14 protein-coding genes are annotated in these 20974 nt (G+C 47.2%); 4 read left to right on the top strand and 10 right to left on the bottom strand.

Translation table 11 applies throughout. From position 1 onward, the window contains the following. Positions 1-25 precede the first annotated feature (25 nt). The 6 genes from HQN88_RS28385 to HQN88_RS28360 all read right to left on the bottom strand — a co-directional run bounded on the left by HQN88_RS28385 (position 26) and on the right by HQN88_RS28360 (position 10732). The gene (locus HQN88_RS28385) at positions 26-361 is read right to left on the bottom strand and encodes an STAS domain-containing protein (protein WP_173118848.1); all 336 of its coding nucleotides are present in this window, start codon (positions 359-361) and stop codon (positions 26-28) included. Further along, positions 358-795: an ATP-binding protein gene (locus tag HQN88_RS28380; RefSeq protein ID WP_216855857.1), complete on the bottom strand. Its 438-nt coding sequence runs from the start codon at positions 793-795 to the stop codon at positions 358-360. The genes HQN88_RS28385 and HQN88_RS28380 overlap by 4 nt, the downstream gene beginning before the upstream one ends. 12 nt (positions 796-807) lie before the next feature. Further along, on the bottom strand, positions 808-3870 hold the full coding sequence (locus HQN88_RS28375; protein WP_173118846.1) for an MFS transporter: 3063 nt from the start codon (positions 3868-3870) through the stop codon (positions 808-810). A 30-nt stretch (positions 3871-3900) separates the two neighbouring features. Further along, positions 3901-4404 (bottom strand): GNAT family N-acetyltransferase, encoded by a 504-nt coding sequence (locus HQN88_RS28370; RefSeq protein WP_173118844.1) that lies wholly within the window; start codon positions 4402-4404, stop codon positions 3901-3903. Between the two features lie 61 nt (positions 4405-4465). Continuing rightward, the gene (locus tag HQN88_RS28365) at positions 4466-7234 is read right to left on the bottom strand and encodes an adenylate/guanylate cyclase domain-containing protein (RefSeq protein ID WP_173118842.1); all 2769 of its coding nucleotides are present in this window, start codon (positions 7232-7234) and stop codon (positions 4466-4468) included. 15 nt (positions 7235-7249) lie between these two features. Next, the gene (locus tag HQN88_RS28360) at positions 7250-10732 is read right to left on the bottom strand and encodes a stalk domain-containing protein (protein ID WP_246320512.1); all 3483 of its coding nucleotides are present in this window, start codon (positions 10730-10732) and stop codon (positions 7250-7252) included. A gap of 225 nt (positions 10733-10957) precedes the next feature. On the opposite strand from HQN88_RS28360, the gene HQN88_RS28355 reads away from it, so the two are divergent. Together HQN88_RS28355 and HQN88_RS28350 are read left to right on the top strand one after the other, a co-directional pair. After that, positions 10958-11344 (top strand): DUF4280 domain-containing protein, encoded by a 387-nt coding sequence (locus HQN88_RS28355; protein WP_173118838.1) that lies wholly within the window; start codon positions 10958-10960, stop codon positions 11342-11344. Positions 11345-11381: 37 nt separating this feature from the next. Beyond that, on the top strand, positions 11382-13049 hold the full coding sequence (locus HQN88_RS28350; RefSeq protein ID WP_173118836.1) for a hypothetical protein: 1668 nt from the start codon (positions 11382-11384) through the stop codon (positions 13047-13049). Positions 13050-13440: 391 nt separating this feature from the next. On the opposite strand, the gene HQN88_RS28345 is transcribed toward HQN88_RS28350, so the two are convergent. Beyond that, positions 13441-14085, bottom strand: a complete 645-nt coding sequence (locus HQN88_RS28345) for a response regulator transcription factor (RefSeq protein WP_173118834.1) — start codon at positions 14083-14085, stop codon at positions 13441-13443. A 36-nt stretch (positions 14086-14121) separates the two neighbouring features. Further along, on the bottom strand, positions 14122-16281 hold the full coding sequence (locus HQN88_RS28340; RefSeq protein ID WP_173118832.1) for a GAF domain-containing sensor histidine kinase: 2160 nt from the start codon (positions 16279-16281) through the stop codon (positions 14122-14124). A 234-nt stretch (positions 16282-16515) separates the two neighbouring features. On the opposite strand from HQN88_RS28340, the gene HQN88_RS28335 reads away from it, so the two are divergent. Then, entirely contained in the window at positions 16516-17100 is a 585-nt protein-coding gene (locus HQN88_RS28335) for a hypothetical protein (protein WP_173118830.1), read from the top strand. Positions 17101-17443: 343 nt separating this feature from the next. Here the strand turns inward: HQN88_RS28335 and HQN88_RS28330 are convergent, their stop codons facing one another. Continuing rightward, positions 17444-18280: a tetratricopeptide repeat protein gene (locus HQN88_RS28330; protein ID WP_173118828.1), complete on the bottom strand. Its 837-nt coding sequence runs from the start codon at positions 18278-18280 to the stop codon at positions 17444-17446. A gap of 129 nt (positions 18281-18409) precedes the next feature. Then, positions 18410-19600 carry an anhydro-N-acetylmuramic acid kinase gene (locus HQN88_RS28325; RefSeq protein WP_420794162.1) on the bottom strand — a complete coding sequence of 397 codons (1191 nt, stop codon included), beginning with the start codon at positions 19598-19600 and terminating at the stop codon, positions 18410-18412. Between the two features lie 144 nt (positions 19601-19744). On the opposite strand from HQN88_RS28325, the gene HQN88_RS28320 reads away from it, so the two are divergent. Next, positions 19745-20968, top strand: a complete 1224-nt coding sequence (locus HQN88_RS28320) for a S8 family serine peptidase (protein WP_173118824.1) — start codon at positions 19745-19747, stop codon at positions 20966-20968. Positions 20969-20974: the final 6 nt, after the last annotated feature.

Here is a 20974-nt window from a genome sequence, read left to right as displayed (position 1 = left end):
CCTTTGTATCTCAAGTAATTAGCCTTTATTTAATGGCATTAACCGCTTCATCTTCCGTGTCATATAGCTTGAAAATGCTGCTAAATCCCGACATATCAAAAACTTCCTTCACTTGCTCATTCATACGAGCTAGCGCAAGCTTACCTTGAATGACCTTGACCATTTTGGCAGCGGATAGCAAGCTTCTTAGTCCTGCACTGCTGACATAATCCAGTCCTTGCAGATTAAATACGAACTTGCCCTTACCTTGCTCCACCAGTTTAGCAAATGCCGATTCCAGGCTTGCTGATGTATTCCCATCCAATCTGCCTTGTAGACTCACTAGCACAATGTCCCCTTGTAACTGCTCGGTAATAATCATGAAACGCCCTCCTCTTGGATCCGATTTTTTTTCATAAGTAGCACATTCTCCCCATTCAAACGCTCATATCGAAGTTCGTCCATAACTTGCCTGACAAAATGGATACCCAGCCCGCCAATCCCGCGCTCTTCGATGCTCTGATCGGTGCGAGGGGTGGCTTTGAGCAGTGGATTGAAAGGAATTCCCTGATCGCTCAGGCACAGCTCCCAACCATCTTGCGTTTGCCCAACATCAAGGCGAATCGTGTGCATCCCATAAGGAGCAGATGGGTAACCGTATAAAATAATGTTGGTTATGAGCTCATCGCAGACTAAATTAATTTGAAACAGAGACTTCTCATCCATGCCGAGGGACCCTGATAAGCCTTGGATAAAGGCTGCTAGACGCTCTAGCTCTTGTAAATCGTTGCGCAATACGATGGACTCAATACCCAAGGACAATCACTCCTACGACATTTTCAACAGCATGTTTTCAAGCAATCGTACTCTTGCACTTGAGGCATGAAGCATCCCGATCCCGATCTCCGGGTATAACCTCACTAAGCGAGACAAGCTCTCTCCCTGCAAGGTAAGGACACGCACCTCATCAAAAATGACCTGTGCGGTAACCGATGACGGGGAGCCATCTAACGCAGTCGTTTCACCAACCGCTTGCTTTGGTCCCAAAACTCCAATTGTCGATGTCTCTCCCACACCTGTCTCATTGCTTAATTCAACATGCCCCTCAATAAGGAGATACATGGCTGCGTTCGATTCTCCCCGCCGTAATAAGTAGGTTAAATCCTCATGCACTTCTTCCGTCGCAATACCCGCAATTAACCCTAACTCATCGACGGACAAATCCGCGAATAAGCTCACTTGCTTCAAGAAAATAACTTTATCCAGCATCGTTAGAAATTTGCGTTCTTCTTTCATATCTGCACGCTCCAATGCGCTTAGTGCGTAGATGGAAATATCCTTAAGCCAGCTATCTGACCATGTTGTAGCCTCTTGAAGCAGCCCCAGCGGCTGTAATTCCTCCATGACAACTGTCACGCCTTGTTGCTTTAACTGGTCTAATAAGGCATAGGCCAATTTACGATCGCCTAGCCCCTCCGCAAGGACCTCTAACCCGTTCTCACGAAGTTCAATGTTCTCGTCTTGAATGGCTTCACGCAGTGTCATAATGATTCGCTCATCGACAAGCTTAGCCATAACAGCCCATGCTCCATCAATAAGTGCCTCATGCAGCTCTCCACATCGTTCCTTCGCCAATTCTGCTAGACCTCTCAAGCCAAGCTTCTCTAGCGCAGCAGGCAATGCACGTTCTTGCGTCGAGGCTTGCAGACGCTGCGCACATAGCTCAACGAGCAGTGAATGCAATCTGCCTTCATCCAATAGCTCAGCAAGTGTGGTTATAACGGCATTCCAAATGAATGGATTCGGATGGTGACTATACTCGAGCAACGTCGGCAGTGCTTTATCACCCATATCCACAAAAGCTTGCAGAATCGCTTTGCGCAACTCTTGATCCGCCATGGACACCATACCCAGCATGATTGGAATACTTTCCACATGCTGAAGCTTGCCGATACAATGTGCAGCTGCTACCTTCACAGCTGGACGCTCCTCATCGAGTAAAGAAACGACCCAAGCTGCGTACGTATGCAGTTTCAAATCAGCGACAGTATGGCAGCCATAAACGGCCCATTCGCCGCCGGTATCTAGCATTTTGATAATAGCTTCGTCGCATGCCGCGTAGCTTTCTTCGCTTTCTAGGGCATACAAGGCTTTGACACCTTCATGCACGACCTTTGGATGCGTATCCAACAGCTTCACACGGATAAAGAAATGAGACTGACTTTTCAGATGAGAAGCCTTTGATATCAACTTCACGCACTCCGCACGAACCTCTGGATCCTCATCTTCCAGGAATGATGCGACCTGCACGAGGTCTTGAATCGTGGCACCTTGCAAGTTCATCGCACGTAATACCGCAATGCGAATCCGCGAGCTCTCTTCCCCAATCATTTGGATCAAATGCGGCAAAAACGCGGAATCTTTGGCTTTTCCAATAATTTCAAGTGCTAGCTCTCGCACGTAATCATTGGGATGCTTCAGATAGGCTAGAATAGCCGATAAGGCTTTGGAACTGCGAATGCCCCCGATAAATGAGCTCGCAATTTCGGATAAATCCCCGTGTAGGGATTGAACGCTTTTGACCAACTCACGAATATATAGATTCCGACCAAACCACGCCACAACGACTAGAATTCCCGCTATCACCACACCTAGCCAGGCCAGAGGCGACAATTGTATGAGACCAAAGGAATACAGCATAGAGAAGAGCGAACCAATCAGAATACCGCCCGAGGCTGCAACCCCTTGCGCGAAATAACGATAGCCATCCCTTTTGGAGATTGGCATCATTTTGAAGAAAAGCTGGTAACAAGGCTCTGCAATGTAGTACAGCAAAATATAAAATACCGCATACGATCCAGAAACCATGACCAATCCAAGCGACTGATTCATGAATAACGCTGTGAGGCCAAAGCCGCCAAAGAAGATGATCGTGATGCCTAATAGCATATTACTGGCGCCTAACCAGTTCATTAAGCGGGTAGATACCGTTTGTAACAATAAGCAGAACGTAAATTGAATTGCTGTGATTAAGCCATAGAACGAGGTCAAATCACCCTCATTAGAGAACTTATATTCCGCAGCCGTGAAATATTGATACTCCATCATAAAATAAACTGCCGGCATTAGTGTCATCAGGGCAACCGCACACAGAAGGAAGGGACTTCGCAGCATCTGTTTCGCATAGTAGCTTGAAGTTGGCTGTTTCTCTTCGTTAACAGTGAGGGATACGGACTGCACTTTATGCAGTCTCTTATCTTCCTTCAAGGTGAGCGGAACTAAATATCGCATGAGCGCTCTCCGGAAGAAGACGAAACCGAATACCATAAGAATTGGGGCGAGTGCATACACGGCTTCCGTGCCAAGCAGTTTGCCTAGCTGATGGGCCAACAAGCCTGCGGTAATGCCACCCGTCGTGGTAGCAGCGATGAAAACGGGCATAAGTCGCTTCGCCTGTTGAGTAGGACACAAGTCAAACGCTGTACTCCACAGGAGCAAGGTTAGCTGCCTTACAACAAAGTTAGAAGAGAGAAAAAGAATTGGATAGTAGTATCGATAGTCGATGCCGCCTAGCTTAAATCCCAGGAGCACAACGCCGTTCAAGAAGAGAAGTCCCATCATAATGAGATAGAGCGTCGTCATCATCTTAGCCTTCGGCAGTCGGTTCGCCAGTTTGGCCAGGAGCCAGCCTTCGAGCGGCATGATAGCAGCTTCAACCATATAAATATAGGGCAAATATTGCACGCCGAAGCGCTGATTAAAAAGTGCCATGAACGCCGTGTAATTTAAGGATTCCGCAATTCCGCTAAAGTAAAAGATCGGCAGCATCATCCAAAGCTTACGACTGTCTTCTGTGCGCAGCCCTATCCACCCTTTTAAGGTTCCTTGCATATCATCAGGTCCAATCTATTAGTCTATCTGTCAAGGGGACAGTGGTTTATAAAACGCGAGCCTAGCTTCACCTTCATAATAATAATTCGGATACGTACCAATTAAATCGAAACCATTAGCTTTGAACATCTTTTGAATGGGGAGATATTCCGGCAAATCACATGTGTACGTTAAAATGTAACGCCCTTCTGCAGAACGGGCAAACGTTTCTAAAGCTTGGAATAACACCTTCGCAAATCCATGTCGTCGATATTCGCGATGAACAGCTAAGTAATCCCAGAGAAACCCACCGGACTGATGCTCATTTTCTTTGCAGCTCGTCACGGCGATAATGTCACCTGTTTCATTCTCTATGTACCAATGCCGGTGATTACGCTGCGTTAAACTAAGCATTGGCGCATGACGGAAATGATCCAACTCACCTGGTGTATGACGTTGATCGTCGAAAGAAACAGGTGATAAGTAGAAATCTGTAATCCGTAACGCATCTTTCTCATTTGTTAATTCATGCACAGTCCAATTACTTACCTGCATCTCACAATCTCCTTAACGTTTTCGAAAGAAAACTAGCTTCGTAAGTTTCGTAAGCATCATCTTAAGAAACAGATAATGTACCATTCCATTCACCAGTCGTGCCTTTTTGGAAATACTCATCACACATATAGAAATACAATTGAGCCGCTTTATCTTGACGATTCTGTTTAATAACCATTAAGAACGCTTCGCGTGCATCATAGAACCGTCCAACCTGATAATACGTAACAGCTTGCTCGAACAAAGCTTTGGTCTTCTCTTTTAAAGCGCGAATCGTTTCTGCATCACCTTGATAAACATCGAACAAGTGAAGAGGCTCTTTGACACCATCCACTTGGATCAAACCAAGATCTCGATAAAGGAAGTCCTTAGGCTTTACCAAGGTATTTATCACAGAATCCGTGATTAGAATGGATGATCCCAGCGGCTCCGTCATCTTCTCCAGCATGGTCGCTAGATTTACTCCATCAGAGATAACATTACCTTCCAAACGCTGTTCCTCTCCAATGATACCCAGGCGAAGCGGTCCTTTATGTAGACCGATTCCGAAATCTAGCGGCGAATAACCTACGCTTAATCTATGCGAGTTGTAGATATCTAGCTCCTTCCGCATCTCCACACAAGCGAACAGCGCTTCATCCGTCTGATTTGGGAATAGAGCCATGAAACCCGCACCCAAGTACTTATTCATAAGCCCTTCATGCTTGCGGACATATGGACCGAATCGTTTGAGGAAAGAATTTACGAAATTAAAGTTTTCCTCTGGCGAAAGCCTTTTGGATAATTGATAGAATCCTCGGATGTTAAAAATGAGAATGGACATGTGCTGTTCCACTTGATCCCCAAGCTCGACATCCAGAATACTCTCTTTGTTCAAGAACCGCAGAAACTGCTGCGGAACGAATCGATAGTAGGATTGACTGAAATTCTCAACCTTGGTGATATAGTCTCGAATACGCGCAGCCATGATGTTCACACTGTCGCCAAGGTCTGACACTTCATCCCGTGTATTAATTTTCACAACGGTATCCCAATTTCCTTTGGCAATTTCACCTACGCTATTGCGCAGCTTTCGAATGGAAGAGAGAAGCACATAGGTCATGAACACAAGCACGAGCAGTAAGCCTACCGAGATAAAAGCAATATTGCGAATGATTGAGTTGAGGACGGATTGACGATGCTTCAGCAAACCATCCAGGTTTTTACTCGTTTCGAAAACACCGACAATTTTACCCGCTGAATTAAAAATAGGTGCAATGGCATAGCGCCATTCTCCAGAGAAATCTTCCCATTGACCTGTTGCTGGCTTGCCTTCTAATACAACCTGTTGATTCTCAGGCGTTTGTTGAAATGGATTAAACATATGCATGCCGTCATCATCTTCCAGAATGCGATAAATAACGCCATTTTCATACTTGTATACAGCCTTGTAAAAGCCTTGATTATCATCTCGTGCATTGTTCTCGAAAACAGATTGAATCTTCTTGCGGAATGATTGATAGGTAGTACCACCATAATCCAAGGGAGACGTGAGGCTTTCCAATTTGTCACCATCTACAAGGTTTTGTCCGTTTCTGGCCAGTAAAATCAGCTCACTGAACGTCTCTTCTTCCATTTTCTTAGAGAAACTGTTGTAAATGACGGTAGAGAGTAGAATCATGGAGAAAGCAATTACAGGAATGAGAATGAAAATTTGCTTCACCATAAGCGGCAAGCGTCTTTTCAGTAGGTTAACAAATACGATTTTGATGGCATATAGAACCAACAAAATGAATACTATGGCAATCGACCATACGAGGATTGCATGGTTTTGAGCAGACCGACTAAATTGCGCTTCAATTAGAGAAGGCGTAATCGTACCATCGGGGAGTAGGCGATTAATTTGAGCGGACTCTACGATAATAAGACTGCCATCGGGACCAATACTGCTCGTAGTCGCGTCAAAAGCAAGCTCCACACCGCTCGCTTTGGCCTTCTCATCGTTAACAATCCCCTCCAATACATAAGGTTGTTTCGGATCTAGTCTTGTAATCATACGCGAGTTAAAATCAATGAAAATCAACCGTCCCTGGTGATCCAAATGCAGGCTCTCTGGGAAATTGCGTTGTGTGCGGTTTACTCCAGCAAGCGGATAAACCAACTCGGAGCGTCCATCGGTCCCAACACGATAAATTTCACCGCTACGCGTGGAATAGTAAATTTCACCCGGTTTAAATCCGTCTGCTTCTGACACGTATTTGTTAGCTGGAAGCGTAATTGAATACGTTAATTTAGGCTCAGTGGTTGTCGAGTTGCCAACTGGTGTTTCGTATAAGGATAACTTCTTCACTTCATCATTGAAAAAATACACCATCCCCTCATGCACTTGCACATTGCGTAAGGAGCCAAGTCGGTATCTCTTCGTCTGAGCATCACCATATTCCTGAGTGAATAGGCTGCGATCAAATTCACCGTTTGGTTTATAGCGCACAATTTGTTCGGATTTGACAGCAATTCCATACGGATCTAATAACGTACGAATCGTATATAAATATCCCTGATCATCTACCGCCATATCGTTAAAACGATAGACTTCGCCATTCTTCCCCGTTTCACTAGTAATGGAGAATTGAAGAATACCTTGGGCATCCAGTTTATGTATCGTTTTCTTGGCGTTATCGATGACGAATAAGTTATTCTGCGAGTCTGAGATGGCCTTCGATAAACCGTCGAAAGGCATGCTCTTTTTCCATGGCCACAGCTGGATACTATCTTGGTGTGTGCCCAGGTAAGTACCTGCGGCACCCAGTAGCAGCAAGACGAGCAGCAATGCCGCAATCGATTTCTTCATCGCTTGTATCTCCTCTTAATTTGTAATCTGAATGATTTGCATGGCTGCGTTCCAGTCGACACCTAGGCCTAATGACTCGGAAATGAATCTTAATGGCACATAAGTCCTACCATCTAGCAGCAGGGATGGTCCATCGATCACGATAGGCTGTCCATCTATGTAAGCAGTCTCTTGATTAATAGAGCTTGTAATGGTTGTATATTCCGTGCTTACCGTGACTGTAAAGCTCTCCGGGTCCCAATCTACCGCCGCTCCAAACGATTCAGAAACGGATCTAATAGGTAAATAGGCTTGCCCATTTATTATAACAGGCGGAGCGGCAAATTTGATAGAAATATTGGAAGAAAGCACGTTTTCTGCCGAAAGAGGTTGAATCGTGACAGGAACCTCAGCAAGATCAGCAGAAGCAGGGATGGAAGTAATGCTCGCCAAACTATCTGCAACCTCTGCAAGTTCTTGCAGCTCCTCTGGCGCATACTTCAACTTCTCCTGAAGCTGCAGTTCGCCCAGCAGCTTTTCGATCTGCTGATTTAATGCTGCTTGAACGGCTACGTTAGCCAGCAGCTCGGAAAGTAGTGCCTGCACGCCGTCCAGCTTCGCGAACAGCGCGGCCTTCTGCGTCGACAGCTTCGCTGCGTCGACGGCCTCGATCGAGCGGGTCAGCGTCGCCACCCGCTCCGTGTCCTGCTGCGCCTGCGCTGCGCTCAGCGCAGTCTGCAGTTTCTGCTTCGCTGCTGCGAGCGAAGCCAGACCCTCGGATGCGCCTGACTCCGCATCCGCGAGCTGCGCCTGCGTCGCGAGAAGCTGCTGCAGCATGGCTGCAGCGGCTTCCGGCTCGCCGGCGGCGAGGGCTTGCTCCAGCTTCTGCTGCTGGAGCGCAGCTTGAGAGGCCAGCTGATCTTCGCTGGCCTGGCCATCAGTGGTGGCGGGGGTACCGTCGCCGCCATTGCCTGTAGAGCCATCGCCCGGCTCAGCCGGCGATGCTTCCTCGGACAGCGCTGCGATCAGCGCGTCCGGGTTGTTCACGAGCGCCATCTTCGCGAGCGCAGCTTTGGTGTCGCCTTTGATCAGCGCCTCTAGCATACCGAGCTGAGCTTGCGCGTCCTTGATCTGCACAGCGAGATCGGCGATCTCGCTCAGCTTCATGGCAGCAACTGCGGTAGTTTTGGCGACTTCTAGTTTCTCGATGTCTTGTTTTAGTGTATCGATCTTTCCTTGAAGCTGCTCAGGCGTCTCCAGAGAAGCAATCGTGCCTGGCGCCTTGATCTCAATGGTCACCTTGATCGCATCCACAGCTTTTTGGGATAGAATGACAGAGCTTGGCGGGTCTGTTAGTACGTTAGGATCTAAGATATCATCCATACCCATCCATGGAGCGCCTGGCTTATCCGATTGATATACCATCCCTTGCCCTGAAGTCGCCATTGTAGCGGTTGCCGCATTAAAAGCCTCAGGCGTCAACGCTTCTAGCTTCACTTTGTACGATCCGATAATGATCGTTCCTAAGCCTTCGTCCTCACCGCCAGAACCTTCACCTTGCCCAGCATTCTCGGCGTTGTCATCTGTTCCGCTCTCATCTCCGTCACCGTTACCAGTGCCTGCATTTCCATTAGCAGAGCCAGAGCCACCGCCATTGGCGCCACCAGTACCAGTACTTCCTTTGCCACCATTATTTTCATTAGCACCAGCATTTCCTTGAGTTCCGCTGTTGCTTGTGTTTCCTGTGTTTCCGTTATTCCCGTTGTTTCCAGTACTGCCATCGCTTCCTGTTTGTCCATCCGTACCAGCACTCCCGCTTGCATCTCCCGAAGCCGCGCCGTTCTCAGTGCTAGCTGCAACTAACTGCCCTGTACTTCCTTTTCCATCGAGCGGCAGCGTCTGAATGACTTTCCCTTTTTTATAGAGCACGACCTTAAGCTGGTCAATTTGACTGAATTTTAGCGTTAGATTCCGCAACGGCTTATTGACTTTGGTTCGCTTTCCAACACGTTTACCATCTGTGGTAAATACGGCGTAGTCCGTTGCACCCAGTTTCTTGCTTACATTTATACTGAAATCGCTAAGCAGCTGTCCAACCGCTGGTTTCAGCTTCCAAGTACCCAATGGAGCTCTCGGTTTCTGCGGTTTCATCGGCGTCAATCCATCATCGAGATCCCGATACGGCAGTATCCCTTCGCGAAGCGTACGATTCACAGCTCCACCCGTTCCTTGATCGAGCTTTCCTAGCGCCATTTTATAGGCAATTTGTGCAGCCACAATTTGTTGATCCGCCTGATCAACCGCATCTTTATAAGCTTGAAGCTCCTCTGATTTCATCAAGCTCAGCTTCACCTTTTGGTTCGCCTTCGCTAAATTGGTTGTCGCATTATCCTTATCACGCAATGCTTGCGCATAAGCTTCTTCCGCTCCCTTGCCTTCCAAGAAAGATTGCCGTACAGCTGCAATGACAGCATTTCGGCTTTCTTTTTCCTGCAGTTGAACCTTGTTCTGCTCCATGGTTGCAAGTGGCAACGCATTCGTCAAGTCATCCAAATAACGCAGTCCATCAAATTCACCTTGCAGCAGCGATTTTGGAATAGGAATGAACCCGAGCAGCATAAAAAATCCCTGCCAATCCTCTTTCACCCGCCCAAGTGTTTCCTCATAGCTTGCTTGAAAAAGATCCATATCAATTTCTTGCTCTTTAAATAATCCATCCATCACCCTCATGCGGGCTGGGCCAAATTTACTGCTATATAAATTACGTGTCGTATTCAGCTTTTCATCCGCTAAACGACGAGCCTCCGTATCTCTTAACAAGCTTACTGTTGTTTTCTGTCCCATCGCTAGAAAGGTAGGAAGCATTTTCTCATTCAAATCCGCGTAATCCGGCTGAAACGAAAGTTCCACTTTATTTTCCATATCGAGCCCCAGTAATTTACCTAGTGCTAACCGACTAGACTTCGCCGTCAACTGCGCTTGTTTGTAGTCCGAAGTTGCCTTCTCCAGCGCTTTGTCCACTTTGTCTTGTTCAGCCCCATCTGCGAGACCGAATTTCCTTTTCTTCAGTACCGTGTCTAAGGATGTTTTTGCTTCCTCAACTTTCTTTCGAGCACGCTCCTCAGCCACTGCATCTTGATACGCAGTTAAATAACTTTTCTCAATTTCATATCGAGCTGAATCCCCTTGCTGACGCAAGGTTTCCTGAGCCAAATACAACTGAGATCTAGCATCTGGCACTTTCATTCGCGTTCCAATATCTTGGCTTAAATTACGAGGCCTGGCGAACAAACCAGCAGCTTTGGCTTCCTCATTGTTAACTGTGTGCTGCGCTTGTTCCAGCTCGATTCTCTTCTTCAAAACATCCGTTCTGGCATCGCGCAGCTGAGTACTCTTCTGAAGCCCTTGTTTAATCGCTTCCCCCATGGTCAATGCTTTCACTCCAGCAGCTTCCACCCGAGCACTTGCCGTCAGGATTGAGGAGGTTGCAAGTATGCCTACAAGCCCTATTTTCACCATATTCAAACCAATCAGAACAAACCCCTCCGCTCACGTACTTCTCTCTCTTTATAGTACAATATCTCTACCACTCACGCATCCATTCTTTGGAGAAAAATAGCGAAATCTAGCGAATATAGGATTAGATTGCCGCATATAACCTTTTCTAGTAGTATAAAAGATAGATGACAGCATATTTTGCCGAATTATTGCACGGGAAATAATTTCAAGGAAGGGGCTTGAATCATGGGGAATATCGTATGCGGCGGCGCGATGCTGCAATGCACGTTCGGTGCTGCACCCAGTTCGCTAATGGTGCTTCCTGCGAATATGGTCATGACCGCAATGCCTATTGCCAATATTATGGATAATAAGCCCATGGTGAATATACTGCCGTTTGGTATGTGTAATTCCCCATCCAATCCGATGGTTGCAGCGGCAACAGCTGCGGCTCTTGGCGTTTTGACACCGATGCCCTGCATCCCCGTCACAGCTGCGCCTTGGGCACCCGGAGCTCCGACTGTCCTTGTCGCGAATATGCCCGCGCTTAACAATAGTTCCAAATGCATGTGTAACTGGGGCGGTGTTATTTCCGTTCAACAACCTGGTCAGATGACGATTCAGGTCCCATAAATTTTTCTTTTTACAGTTGAAATAAGGAGTGAGAGCATTGGAGCCGATTAAAACGATTGAGAAAGTGCTGAAGCCTATCGTAGCACCTTTCATCGGGCATATTATGAAGGCCATCCTAACCGTAGGAAGGCTGCCTAAGCTAGCGATTATTAAGTTTCAACAAATGATGCGAACCATGTTACAAACGCGTGAATCCTCATTGAAAAACTACGTTTTGATCGGCTCCTACTACATCTCCAAAAGACTGCTAATTTTCATCCTATTATTCCTGCTCGTTCTAGCTTTCTTCATCTTCATACGCCCGCCTGCAATCGTAAACAAATGGCTTAACCGTGTCCCCGTACTTCAAGAAAACTCACCTAAACTGGGCAGCTTTTCAGGGAATGGTAAAATCGTTGCCGATCCCAAAAAAGATAAAAAAGAAGCTCGCTATGTTGGTGATTTGGTAGATGGTCTTTATTCGGGTAAAGGTAAGCTTTACCATGACAACGGCGTCCTCGCGTACGAGGGTGATTATGAAAAAGGTCTGAGAAATGGAAACGGCGCGCTCTATGATGAGCAAGGACACCTGATTTATAAAGGCGCCTTCACAGCCGATGTCTATAATGGCGCTGGCGCCATGTACGATGAAAAGCAGAGAGTCATCTATACCGGCGAGTTTCAAAATGGCAAATTCGGCGGGGCTGGCAAGTTGTATGTACCCAGTGGTGACTTGCTCTATGAAGGAGCCTTCAATGGCGGCATGTATAATGGCGCTGGCAAGCTCTTTTCCTCGGGAGGAATCACCCAATATGAAGGAGAATTTTCCGCAAGTTTGTATAATGGGGCTGGCAAGCTTTTTGATTCGAAGGGCATTCTCTTGTATGAAGGCGGCTTCAAAAACGGCAGCTACTCAGGTGAAGGCACGGAGTTCTACCCTAGCGGCATGATGAAGTATAAAGGCCAATTCCTTGTAGGTTTGTATAATGGCGAGGGCACCTCTTTCGATGAAAAAGGTGTACCGCGCCTCAAAGGCGCGTTCCAGAGCGGCGCCCTGACCGGCGTCGGGGAAGCCTATGACGAGTTAGGCAAACTCGTCTACAAAGGGGATTTCAAGGCCAGCGTCTACGACGGCCTTGGTACGTTGTTTGACGCAGACGGTGCGCCGCTGCTGCGGAGTTTCTGGGCAGGCGGCGCCGTCAGCCTGCAGGGCTTTATCGGTTTGTCCAGCAAGAAAGTCGAAGACTTGCTGGGCAAACCGGCGGAAGTGACGCTGCAGGATGACAGCGTCATGCTCGCGGGGCAGGAGGCGGCGGTCGCAGACGCCTCCGGTGTTGCGCCGGCTGCCGACGCGGCAGGCGCGGGGGCTGCCGACGCGGCAGGCGCGGGGGCTGGGGCAGCAGCGGGTGTGAAGCTGCTGCTGAGCTACCCGGCCTACCAGCTGTCGCTGCTGGTAGAGCCGTCGAAGACCAACCCGAAGGAAGCGGTGGTCACATCACTTAGCATTTGGGGCTCGAAGCCTCTAGCGCTGCTGCAGCCAGGCATCGAAACGTTCAAGAAGCTGAACGAGCCGAACGATGCAGGCTACAGCATTATGGAACTGGAAGTTGGCGCAGGTGCTGGCGCGTACAAGAATAGTTACTTTAAGGGTGATTATCTATTCACCTTCACCCATTTCAATAGAACCAAAGAAGCTCACCTGTTGCAGGTGAGCTCGACCAAATAACCGGCTACTTCGTTGCTTTAACTGGAAATAGTACAGCTATTTAAGCCAAGTTTCTTCGAAAACTCGATATAACTGGAAAATATGTAGTTAAAGCTACTTCTTTTGTTCCACTTGGCTAGAATGCATGAAATTAACTGTAGGTTTTCCATCAAATGAGCGCTTGATCGGAAAATCTCGTAAAATAACTGTACAAAATCCATCTATTTGCCTGGAACACACGGCTCGGAGTTACTTTTCGGTGACCAGGGGGCTGAGACGGCAGATTTTAGGTGACTCCACTCAGCAGTTTGTTCATTTTGGGTAATTTGGCTGTTGAGACGAGTATGTTTATTAAGACTAGACAAAATAAAAGCCTCTGGCCATGATTTCCGTGGCCGAGGCTTCTTTCATGCTATGAACCTTCCCGAAATTCTTGCAAGATTCTGCTGGCTTCATTGCGGTCTTCAACCTGCAATTTATTTAAAATCATAGAAACGTAGTTGGCAACGGTTTTGGCACTAATCGTTAGATGTGCCCCGATCTGGGCATTGGTATGGCCTTCAGCCATCCGCTCCAAAATCTCCATTTCACGTTTGGACAGCTCAGATAGTGCTGGATGCTCCGATGGATTGCGTGTTCTTGGTTCGGAGAAGAAATGCATCATCCGTGCCGCAATATCAGAACTGAACACGGCGCCTCCATTGCCAACCATGCGAACAGACTGAAGCAATTCGATTTCATCAGCGTCTTTGAGCACATATCCTTTGGCTCCAACGCGCATGGCGGTAAAGACCGATTGGTCGTCACGGAACATGGTGAGAATTAACACATGGATGTGCGGATATTTCTCTTTGACTAACCGAGTCGCTTCAATCCCATTGAGCCCTGGCATTCGAATGTCCATTAATATCAAATCAGGCTGACATTGTTCCACGAGCCCCATTACTTCGTCTCCAGATGCGGCTTCTCCAACGACGATTAAATCTTCCGTGGTTTGCAGCAAATTTCGGACACCGCTTCGAAATATCGGATGATCATCTGCAATCATTATTCTCATCGTCTGGCATTCTCCTCTACAGCGATCTAAGTAGGTTTAAGTCAAGGGGATGACCACCAACACTCGGGTCCCTCCGCCCATAGGTCGGTCAATTGTAAAGAGCCCACCCAATTCTGCTGCCCTTTCCCGCATGGAGACCAGCCCAATCCCGCTTTTCCCATCAGTAACTGGGTTAGCTAACGGAGGAGCAAAGTCTGCCCCATTATCTCTAATCTCCACCTGAAGCTGGCCGGTTTCGGACATATCCAAGCTTACCGTACAGGTGGTTGCTTTGGTATGTTTCACGACATTCACTAAGGCTTCCGTGACAATTCGATACACCGCTACTTCAACAGCGGCTGGAAGCGAAGGCAGCGGCCTAGGTGCATATAGCCCAATGTCCAGCACTTCAGCGCCTTTCTCCCCTGCAAGCATCGCCGCAGGCTTGGACAGAAGGGCAATCCGTTCCTGAATGGCCCCAACTAGCCCGAGCTCATCCAGTGTTGGAGGCCGCAGGTCATGGACCAGCGTGCGAATCTCATCCACCGTTGACCGAATGACCTTTCGCAAGTCCGCCAACATGTCAATCGCTACTTCAGGCTGTTTCTTGACATAAATTTGAGCAGTCGCCGCATTCAGCGCAAGGGCAGCCAGCCTGGGCGCCAAATCATCATGCAAATTTTTACGAATGTACAAACGTTCTTCTTCCCGCGCTAGCACCAGCTTCTCCCTTGACTCCTGCAGATCTTCTGCCAGTAGCTTCATCCCCTGCGTCATATGCCAGTTCTCCACAATGGGTCCAGCTTGCCTGAGAAGAACATCCAGAAATTTGTTGTCATCCGCTGTAAATCCTTCCCCCGCTGATCGGCTGGCAATGTGCAACGTTCCCAGTTCCTTCCCGCGATGAATAATCGGCAAGACATGTTGCTCATATAGCAAGTTGCCCGCCGAAGCAACTAAGGTGGTCTGACCGCCGATCCCCGTATAGATAGCTGTATAGGGAATTCGCAGCGCCTCCTTCACCGTTCTTACAACAGCATGCAGCATGGCGTCAGGATCCTGTGGTTGAATCAACTGATTGCCTAGTTCAAGCAGCACCGCGTATGGATCGTCGTGGCGGCCCTTCATTAGCCGATTTATTTGTCGCTGTAACCATTCTTTCAGTGGAGCAAAAGCAACTGCCACAATCGCAGTTGCCAGTAATGAAGCGACATAATGATCTCGCGTTTGAAAAACGCGGCTTAAATATATGACGGTCACGGTATATATGAGCACAATGCAAACTGACAAGGATCCATAAACCAGCGTTCTTTTGACCAGTGGATCGATGTTCCACAGTCTTTGCCTCAACACAGCAAACATTAATGTAATGGGAATAGCAGTAAGAGAGGCATTCAAAACAGCGTTTAGATACACATAAGTCAGTGCTGTTCCATCATGAAAATTAGGATCAAACAAAGCACTCATGCCAATGAATCCAACAATGCCAATGGAAGCTCCATAAACGACCCATTTCGTTTGTTGCCGCTCGGCAGCAGTAGCCCTATTTCGGAAGCGATACACTTGGGAATATATCAAAACTAGCGTGGATAACCCATACCAAAGAAACTGGAACAAGGCTGGGATATGAAACCTTTCCCACATCTGCCCTTCATATACGAGCGTCATCACATCAACAATCATGATGATTACAAAAATATAACGCGACCAATTGGGCACAAATTTGCCATTCGGAAATAGTAAGAGAAACAAGGACAAGGACACCCAACTTAACATCGAGACACCTAAGAACCAATCCTGTGTAAACACAGTTCCTTCGGATGCCGTCATGACCAACGACGGGAACGATGATCCGAAAGAAATCATTGCGACAACTGCTACAAGCCCCATCGGTTCTCGGAACCCTTTCCAAAGCACGATCGCTGATGTCATATAAAAAACGAATGTAAACAAAACATCAATAAGTACGAATAACAGTCCAAATTGCTCCAAGCTCCATCCAGTTGCCGGTAAAGGCATCGCAGGAACGAGATTACCGCAGCCTTGTAGGATACATTTTTCAACAAGTATCTTGTAGTACTGTGGAATTAAACTTACATATAGCGCAGCAGTCAGTAGACTAAAGCTAAGTACAAATAGCTGTGCAATCCGCATCGACCACAAAACTTGCCTCTTGTTACCAGCTACCGGACTACCTGCTTTGCTTAAATGTAACAATCCTCATACAACCCCATTCTTTCTACATGAATGTTTGCCTGTCTGTATTATAACTTGCTGGATCAATAGCTGAATATGGATATGGAGCAATTTCCCGACTCAGACCGTCAATTCCCAAATTGTTCCCGAAAATATTCCCGAAAACCAGGAACTCGCTGCTCTGTTCTCCGTGATTTCCCTTCCAGTAATCTAAAAACAGGAGCAACACACTTAACCAATTGGAGGATGGGTAAAATGACGGATCAAAAAGTAATTAAATGGCTGGGCATGATTTGTATTGTAGCAGGAATTGCAAGAATGGGGATGACCCCCGCCTCTCTCATTTGGGGAACGGATAGCACACAAGAATTGACGACAGGCTTAATTGCCTGCATTCTCATGTCTGTCGGATCGATCGCTTTTTACCAGGTACAATCCCGTGAAACAGGGGTCACCGGTTTTATCACGATTCTCGCTATCATTATTGGAAATATACTAACAACAGCGATGTTATGGTCCCAATTTGCTACCGGCGGAGCAGATGCGGCCAAACCGGAAGGGTTGCTGCTAAACGTTTCGCAAATGTTCGGTACGATTGGTTTCCTTGGAGGCACTTTGGTGTTCATGATCCTGACTTACTTGGCAAAAGTTTTTCCACGATGGGTACCCGCACTCATGCTGATCATGATACTCGCGATGTTCCTCCCCATTGCCGATAACAAGTATTTTGCTTTCTTCTGGGGATTGTCGTATGTAGGCATGGGGTACTGTATCTGGACTAAAAAATTGACTAACGCTGCGTCGTCATCAGTATCACAACTCACGTATCAAATGAATTAATTTCTAGGTAAATTGAAACGGGCTGTCGCCTGGTAACGGGCGTTGCATCCCATCGACGCCCGAGCGTCAGATGCCGATTAAGTCACGCTAACGGACCTGACAGCCTTTATAAGCTGTTATTCAGCAAATTTCAATGTCTAACGGACACTAGGAGCGTTATTTAAAGTTATGTACGCTCATTTATCGCTAATACATGCAAATAACAGCTGCACAGTCCGTTAGAATTTGGATCCCTTATTTTGTAGTCAAATAACGGCTCCCTTGTCCGTTAGAATGACCGCCCCAATCAACAAAGCCCGCTCGAGTTTCATCCCTCGAACGGGCTCTTTTTTACACCTACAGCCTACTCCCCTTGCACTTGCTCAGCTTCATCTTTACCTAGTTCACTTGCGAATAACGCAATATCCTCTTTGGTTAAAGGAGTAACGAGAGCAAGTTCCTTCCCCAACGCCGTTTCAATCTGCGCCCGCGCCTCTTGCGTTCGACCGAGTTGATGAAGCGTTCGCGCATAGAAATAATAGGACTCTGCGTGCTTAGGCGTTTTGGCAATCACCTTCGTATACATCTCATCCGCTTCATTCAGACGACCGAGCATATAGTAGTTTTGCGCTAAGTTATCCATAATGGTGATATCGTTGTCATTGTAGGCATAGGCCTCCAGATTGTAGGTAAGTGCCTCTTCCAAGTCTCCCTGCAGGATTTGAAAATAACCATAATTCCCATAAACCAGCGTGTTCTTGACCTCGTTGGCTAGTTCCTGCAACATGCTTAAAGCTTCGTCCCGCTTGTTCTTTAACCAATACACTGTAGCTACATTAAGCTTCGCTTGTATGCGGATATCAGAAGCTTTCGCTGATTGCAGGACCTCTTCGAACATTTGCTCAGCCTTGGTAAGATCACCTGTTTTCATTAACAAATAGCCATATCCAATCTGATGTTTCGGCAGAAAGGCTTTCGAGACATACGCTTTTTCCATCCATATCAACGCTTGCTCACGATCACCCCTCATATAGGCCAGATTGCCTCTCTGAGCGTACATGGCGGAGCGGTTCACATAAACAAAATAGCCCAGAATAACTAAAATGGCTGCTACCCCAATTAACCAGTTAACCCGAAACGCCATAACAATTAAGAGAATAACAACGATAAGCTTAAGAATACTTTTGAGGATAGGCGGCATGCATACTTCTCTCCTTTACAACTCTAGTAAGTTGTTAACATTGTACCAAAAAAGTAGACACTTCTCCTAAACAAAAAATAAGACCGAATGACCACCTGCTTGTTCAGATGGCTTCGGTCTTATACAATGCTATGGCAGCGCTAGTTTCCCCAATATCGTCGGTCTTTCCGCTCCTGTCGCCGCAGGAACATTGTTCGGCTCTCCTTGGATGAAGGCATTGCCGAGCAGTGCAAACAGAATCGCTTCTTTCGCATCTGCTGAAATACCAAGTTCATCTGACGTAAGGATAGTTTGCTCAGGCAGTAAATCTGCCAGCATCCGAAGCAGTGTGCGATTATGCGCACCGCCTCCACTCACGATTACTTCCGCAATGCTACACTGTGGCAAAATGTAGTCCTGATACCCGCGAGCAATCGTATGCGCGGTAAAAGCTGTCGCCGTCGCTACGATATCCTCGTGTGCAAGCCCCTGCTCCAGTGCTGATACCAGCCATGCGGAAGCGTAGGCTTTCCCGAACATTTCGCGTCCCGTCGTCTTCGGAGGCGGTTCTTGAAAATACGGATGTGCGAGCATGTCCCCTAGCAATCCGTTATGTACCTTGCCTTTGGCAGCCCAATCGCCATTAGCATCGTATGAGAACTTCCCTTCGGATAGCTCATATACCACCTGATCCATCACCATATTTCCCGGCCCGGTATCAAATGCAATCATACCGCCATCTGCACTGGCGGCCGGAAGTGCCGTGCAATTGCCGATTCCGCCTATGTTTTGAAGGATTCGGCCTTTATTCGCATCTCTGAACATGAGATCGTCGCCATAAGGAACCAGTGGTGCACCTTGCCCGCCAACAGCTATATCGGCTGTCCTGAAATCACCAACGACAGGTTTGCCTGTTCGCTTGGCAATCACAGACAGATCACCGATTTGCAGCGTTGATTTGGGAAGAAAACGGTCCACATCATCCGCTACTGGGATGTGCCAGATCGTCTGCCCATGCGTCGAAATAAGATCGATTTCGTCCATGCTGATATTTCCTGCTTGAGCTGTTAGGATTACCGCATCTGCGAAACGCTCTGCAATGGCGAAATTCATGCCACACACTTGAGCAACATCAGAATGCTCTATCGTACATAACAGTTTAAGCTTTTCTCGCATCTCTTCTTCGAAAGGCAGACTCTCAAAGTGAAGCAACTTGATGCTTGTTTCTATACCACTGCCCTCGATGTGGACAATAGCAACATCAATACCATCCAAGGAAGTCCCAGACATTAATCCCGCTATAGTGAGGGAAGTTTTATTCAGAAGTGTACGCAACACGATAACTCATCTCCATTCTATTGATCTATCTGATTATCATCATTAATTAACGAATACTTCGGCATCTGTTGGTCACGGCAACCATGCTATAAATCTCTTGCCACATCATTCGACAAAATACTACAATGTTCTACAGGAGGTGATCCCATGGTGCGCAAAAAAACGATCACCATTTATTTAATTATATTCATTACGATAGGATTGCTCTTATTGGTAGCTGGGCAAATGCGACATTCCAATTCCCTTCCCATGAACCGCCCGCAAGTTGCTGATAAAGATCTCTCTAATGTCGTCGATAAAAATGCCATAGACTTACTGAATGACTATTATCGAGTCACAGACTTGCACGCAAGAGGCTTCAAAGGTGCAGGTACAAGTGTCGCAATTATCACGTTCGATACATTTCAACCATCCGATATTCAATTATTCTCTGAGCGATATCATTTGCCGAAGGCTAACATAAATGTCATCCCCCTTTTTGGCGGTGCGGTTCACAAGGGACCTTCGATCAAAGGCGTCACAGAGTCCACCCTTGATATTAACATGGTACATGCAGCGGCTCCGGATGCGGATATTACTGTATATTCTGCTCCGGATGGCTTACCTCTATCTATCATATTAAAGAAAATTTTGGATGAAGGAAAAGATCAGATCATCACGACCTCATGGGGAAAAATGCCAAACCCCGCGGAAGACGCACGTTGCTATCAAATTATTGAAGAGATGAGCAAACGTGGCATGACTGTGCTGGCTGCTACAGGTGATTATGGCCGAACGCTTGAGCTTGCGAATCCATTATCGCCTGCTCTTCTCCCCAATGTAGTGGCCGTCGGCGGAACGATTGTGACGGCTGATCTCGGTTTCAATCGCGTCATTGAAACCATCTGGCCGGATTCCGTCCGAGGTTGGAGTACCGCTTATCCGTTGCCCAAATATCAATCTGCTGCAGCTGCTTCTCCAACACTGACTGCTGAAAGCAAAAAGTACCGCATGCTTCCCGATATAGTTGGACCGTCTGTCGTACAGACAAGCGATGCAATCAGTGCCGAGCATGGCGGGCTCCACTTCTATGTCACGAATCCGACTACAGGCAAAGGCGAATGGGGCCCCGTCATTGGAACAAGTGTTGCCGCTCCTTATTATGCTGGTCTTTTCGCCAATATTGCCGGAGGACTGCACAAAGGCTTAGGCGATATTCACTCGCAGCTGTACAAATTAATAGAATCTCCTGCATATAACAAAGTGGATACTACCGATCAGGAACACGCCGTAAAAGGTGGACAGTCGTTTACAATAATGTCCGGGCTAGGGAGCCTTAACGCCTACGAAATTGCCATCGCCTTCAAGCTGATAGCGAAAGAAAAACAATAAGTCGTA

This window comes from Paenibacillus qinlingensis, from assembly GCF_013204845.1.
Classification (GTDB): domain Bacteria; phylum Bacillota; class Bacilli; order Paenibacillales; family NBRC-103111; genus Paenibacillus_E; species Paenibacillus_E qinlingensis.
The sequence above is the reverse complement of the archived record's forward strand: the minus strand, read 5'-3'. Positions and strand labels throughout refer to the sequence as shown.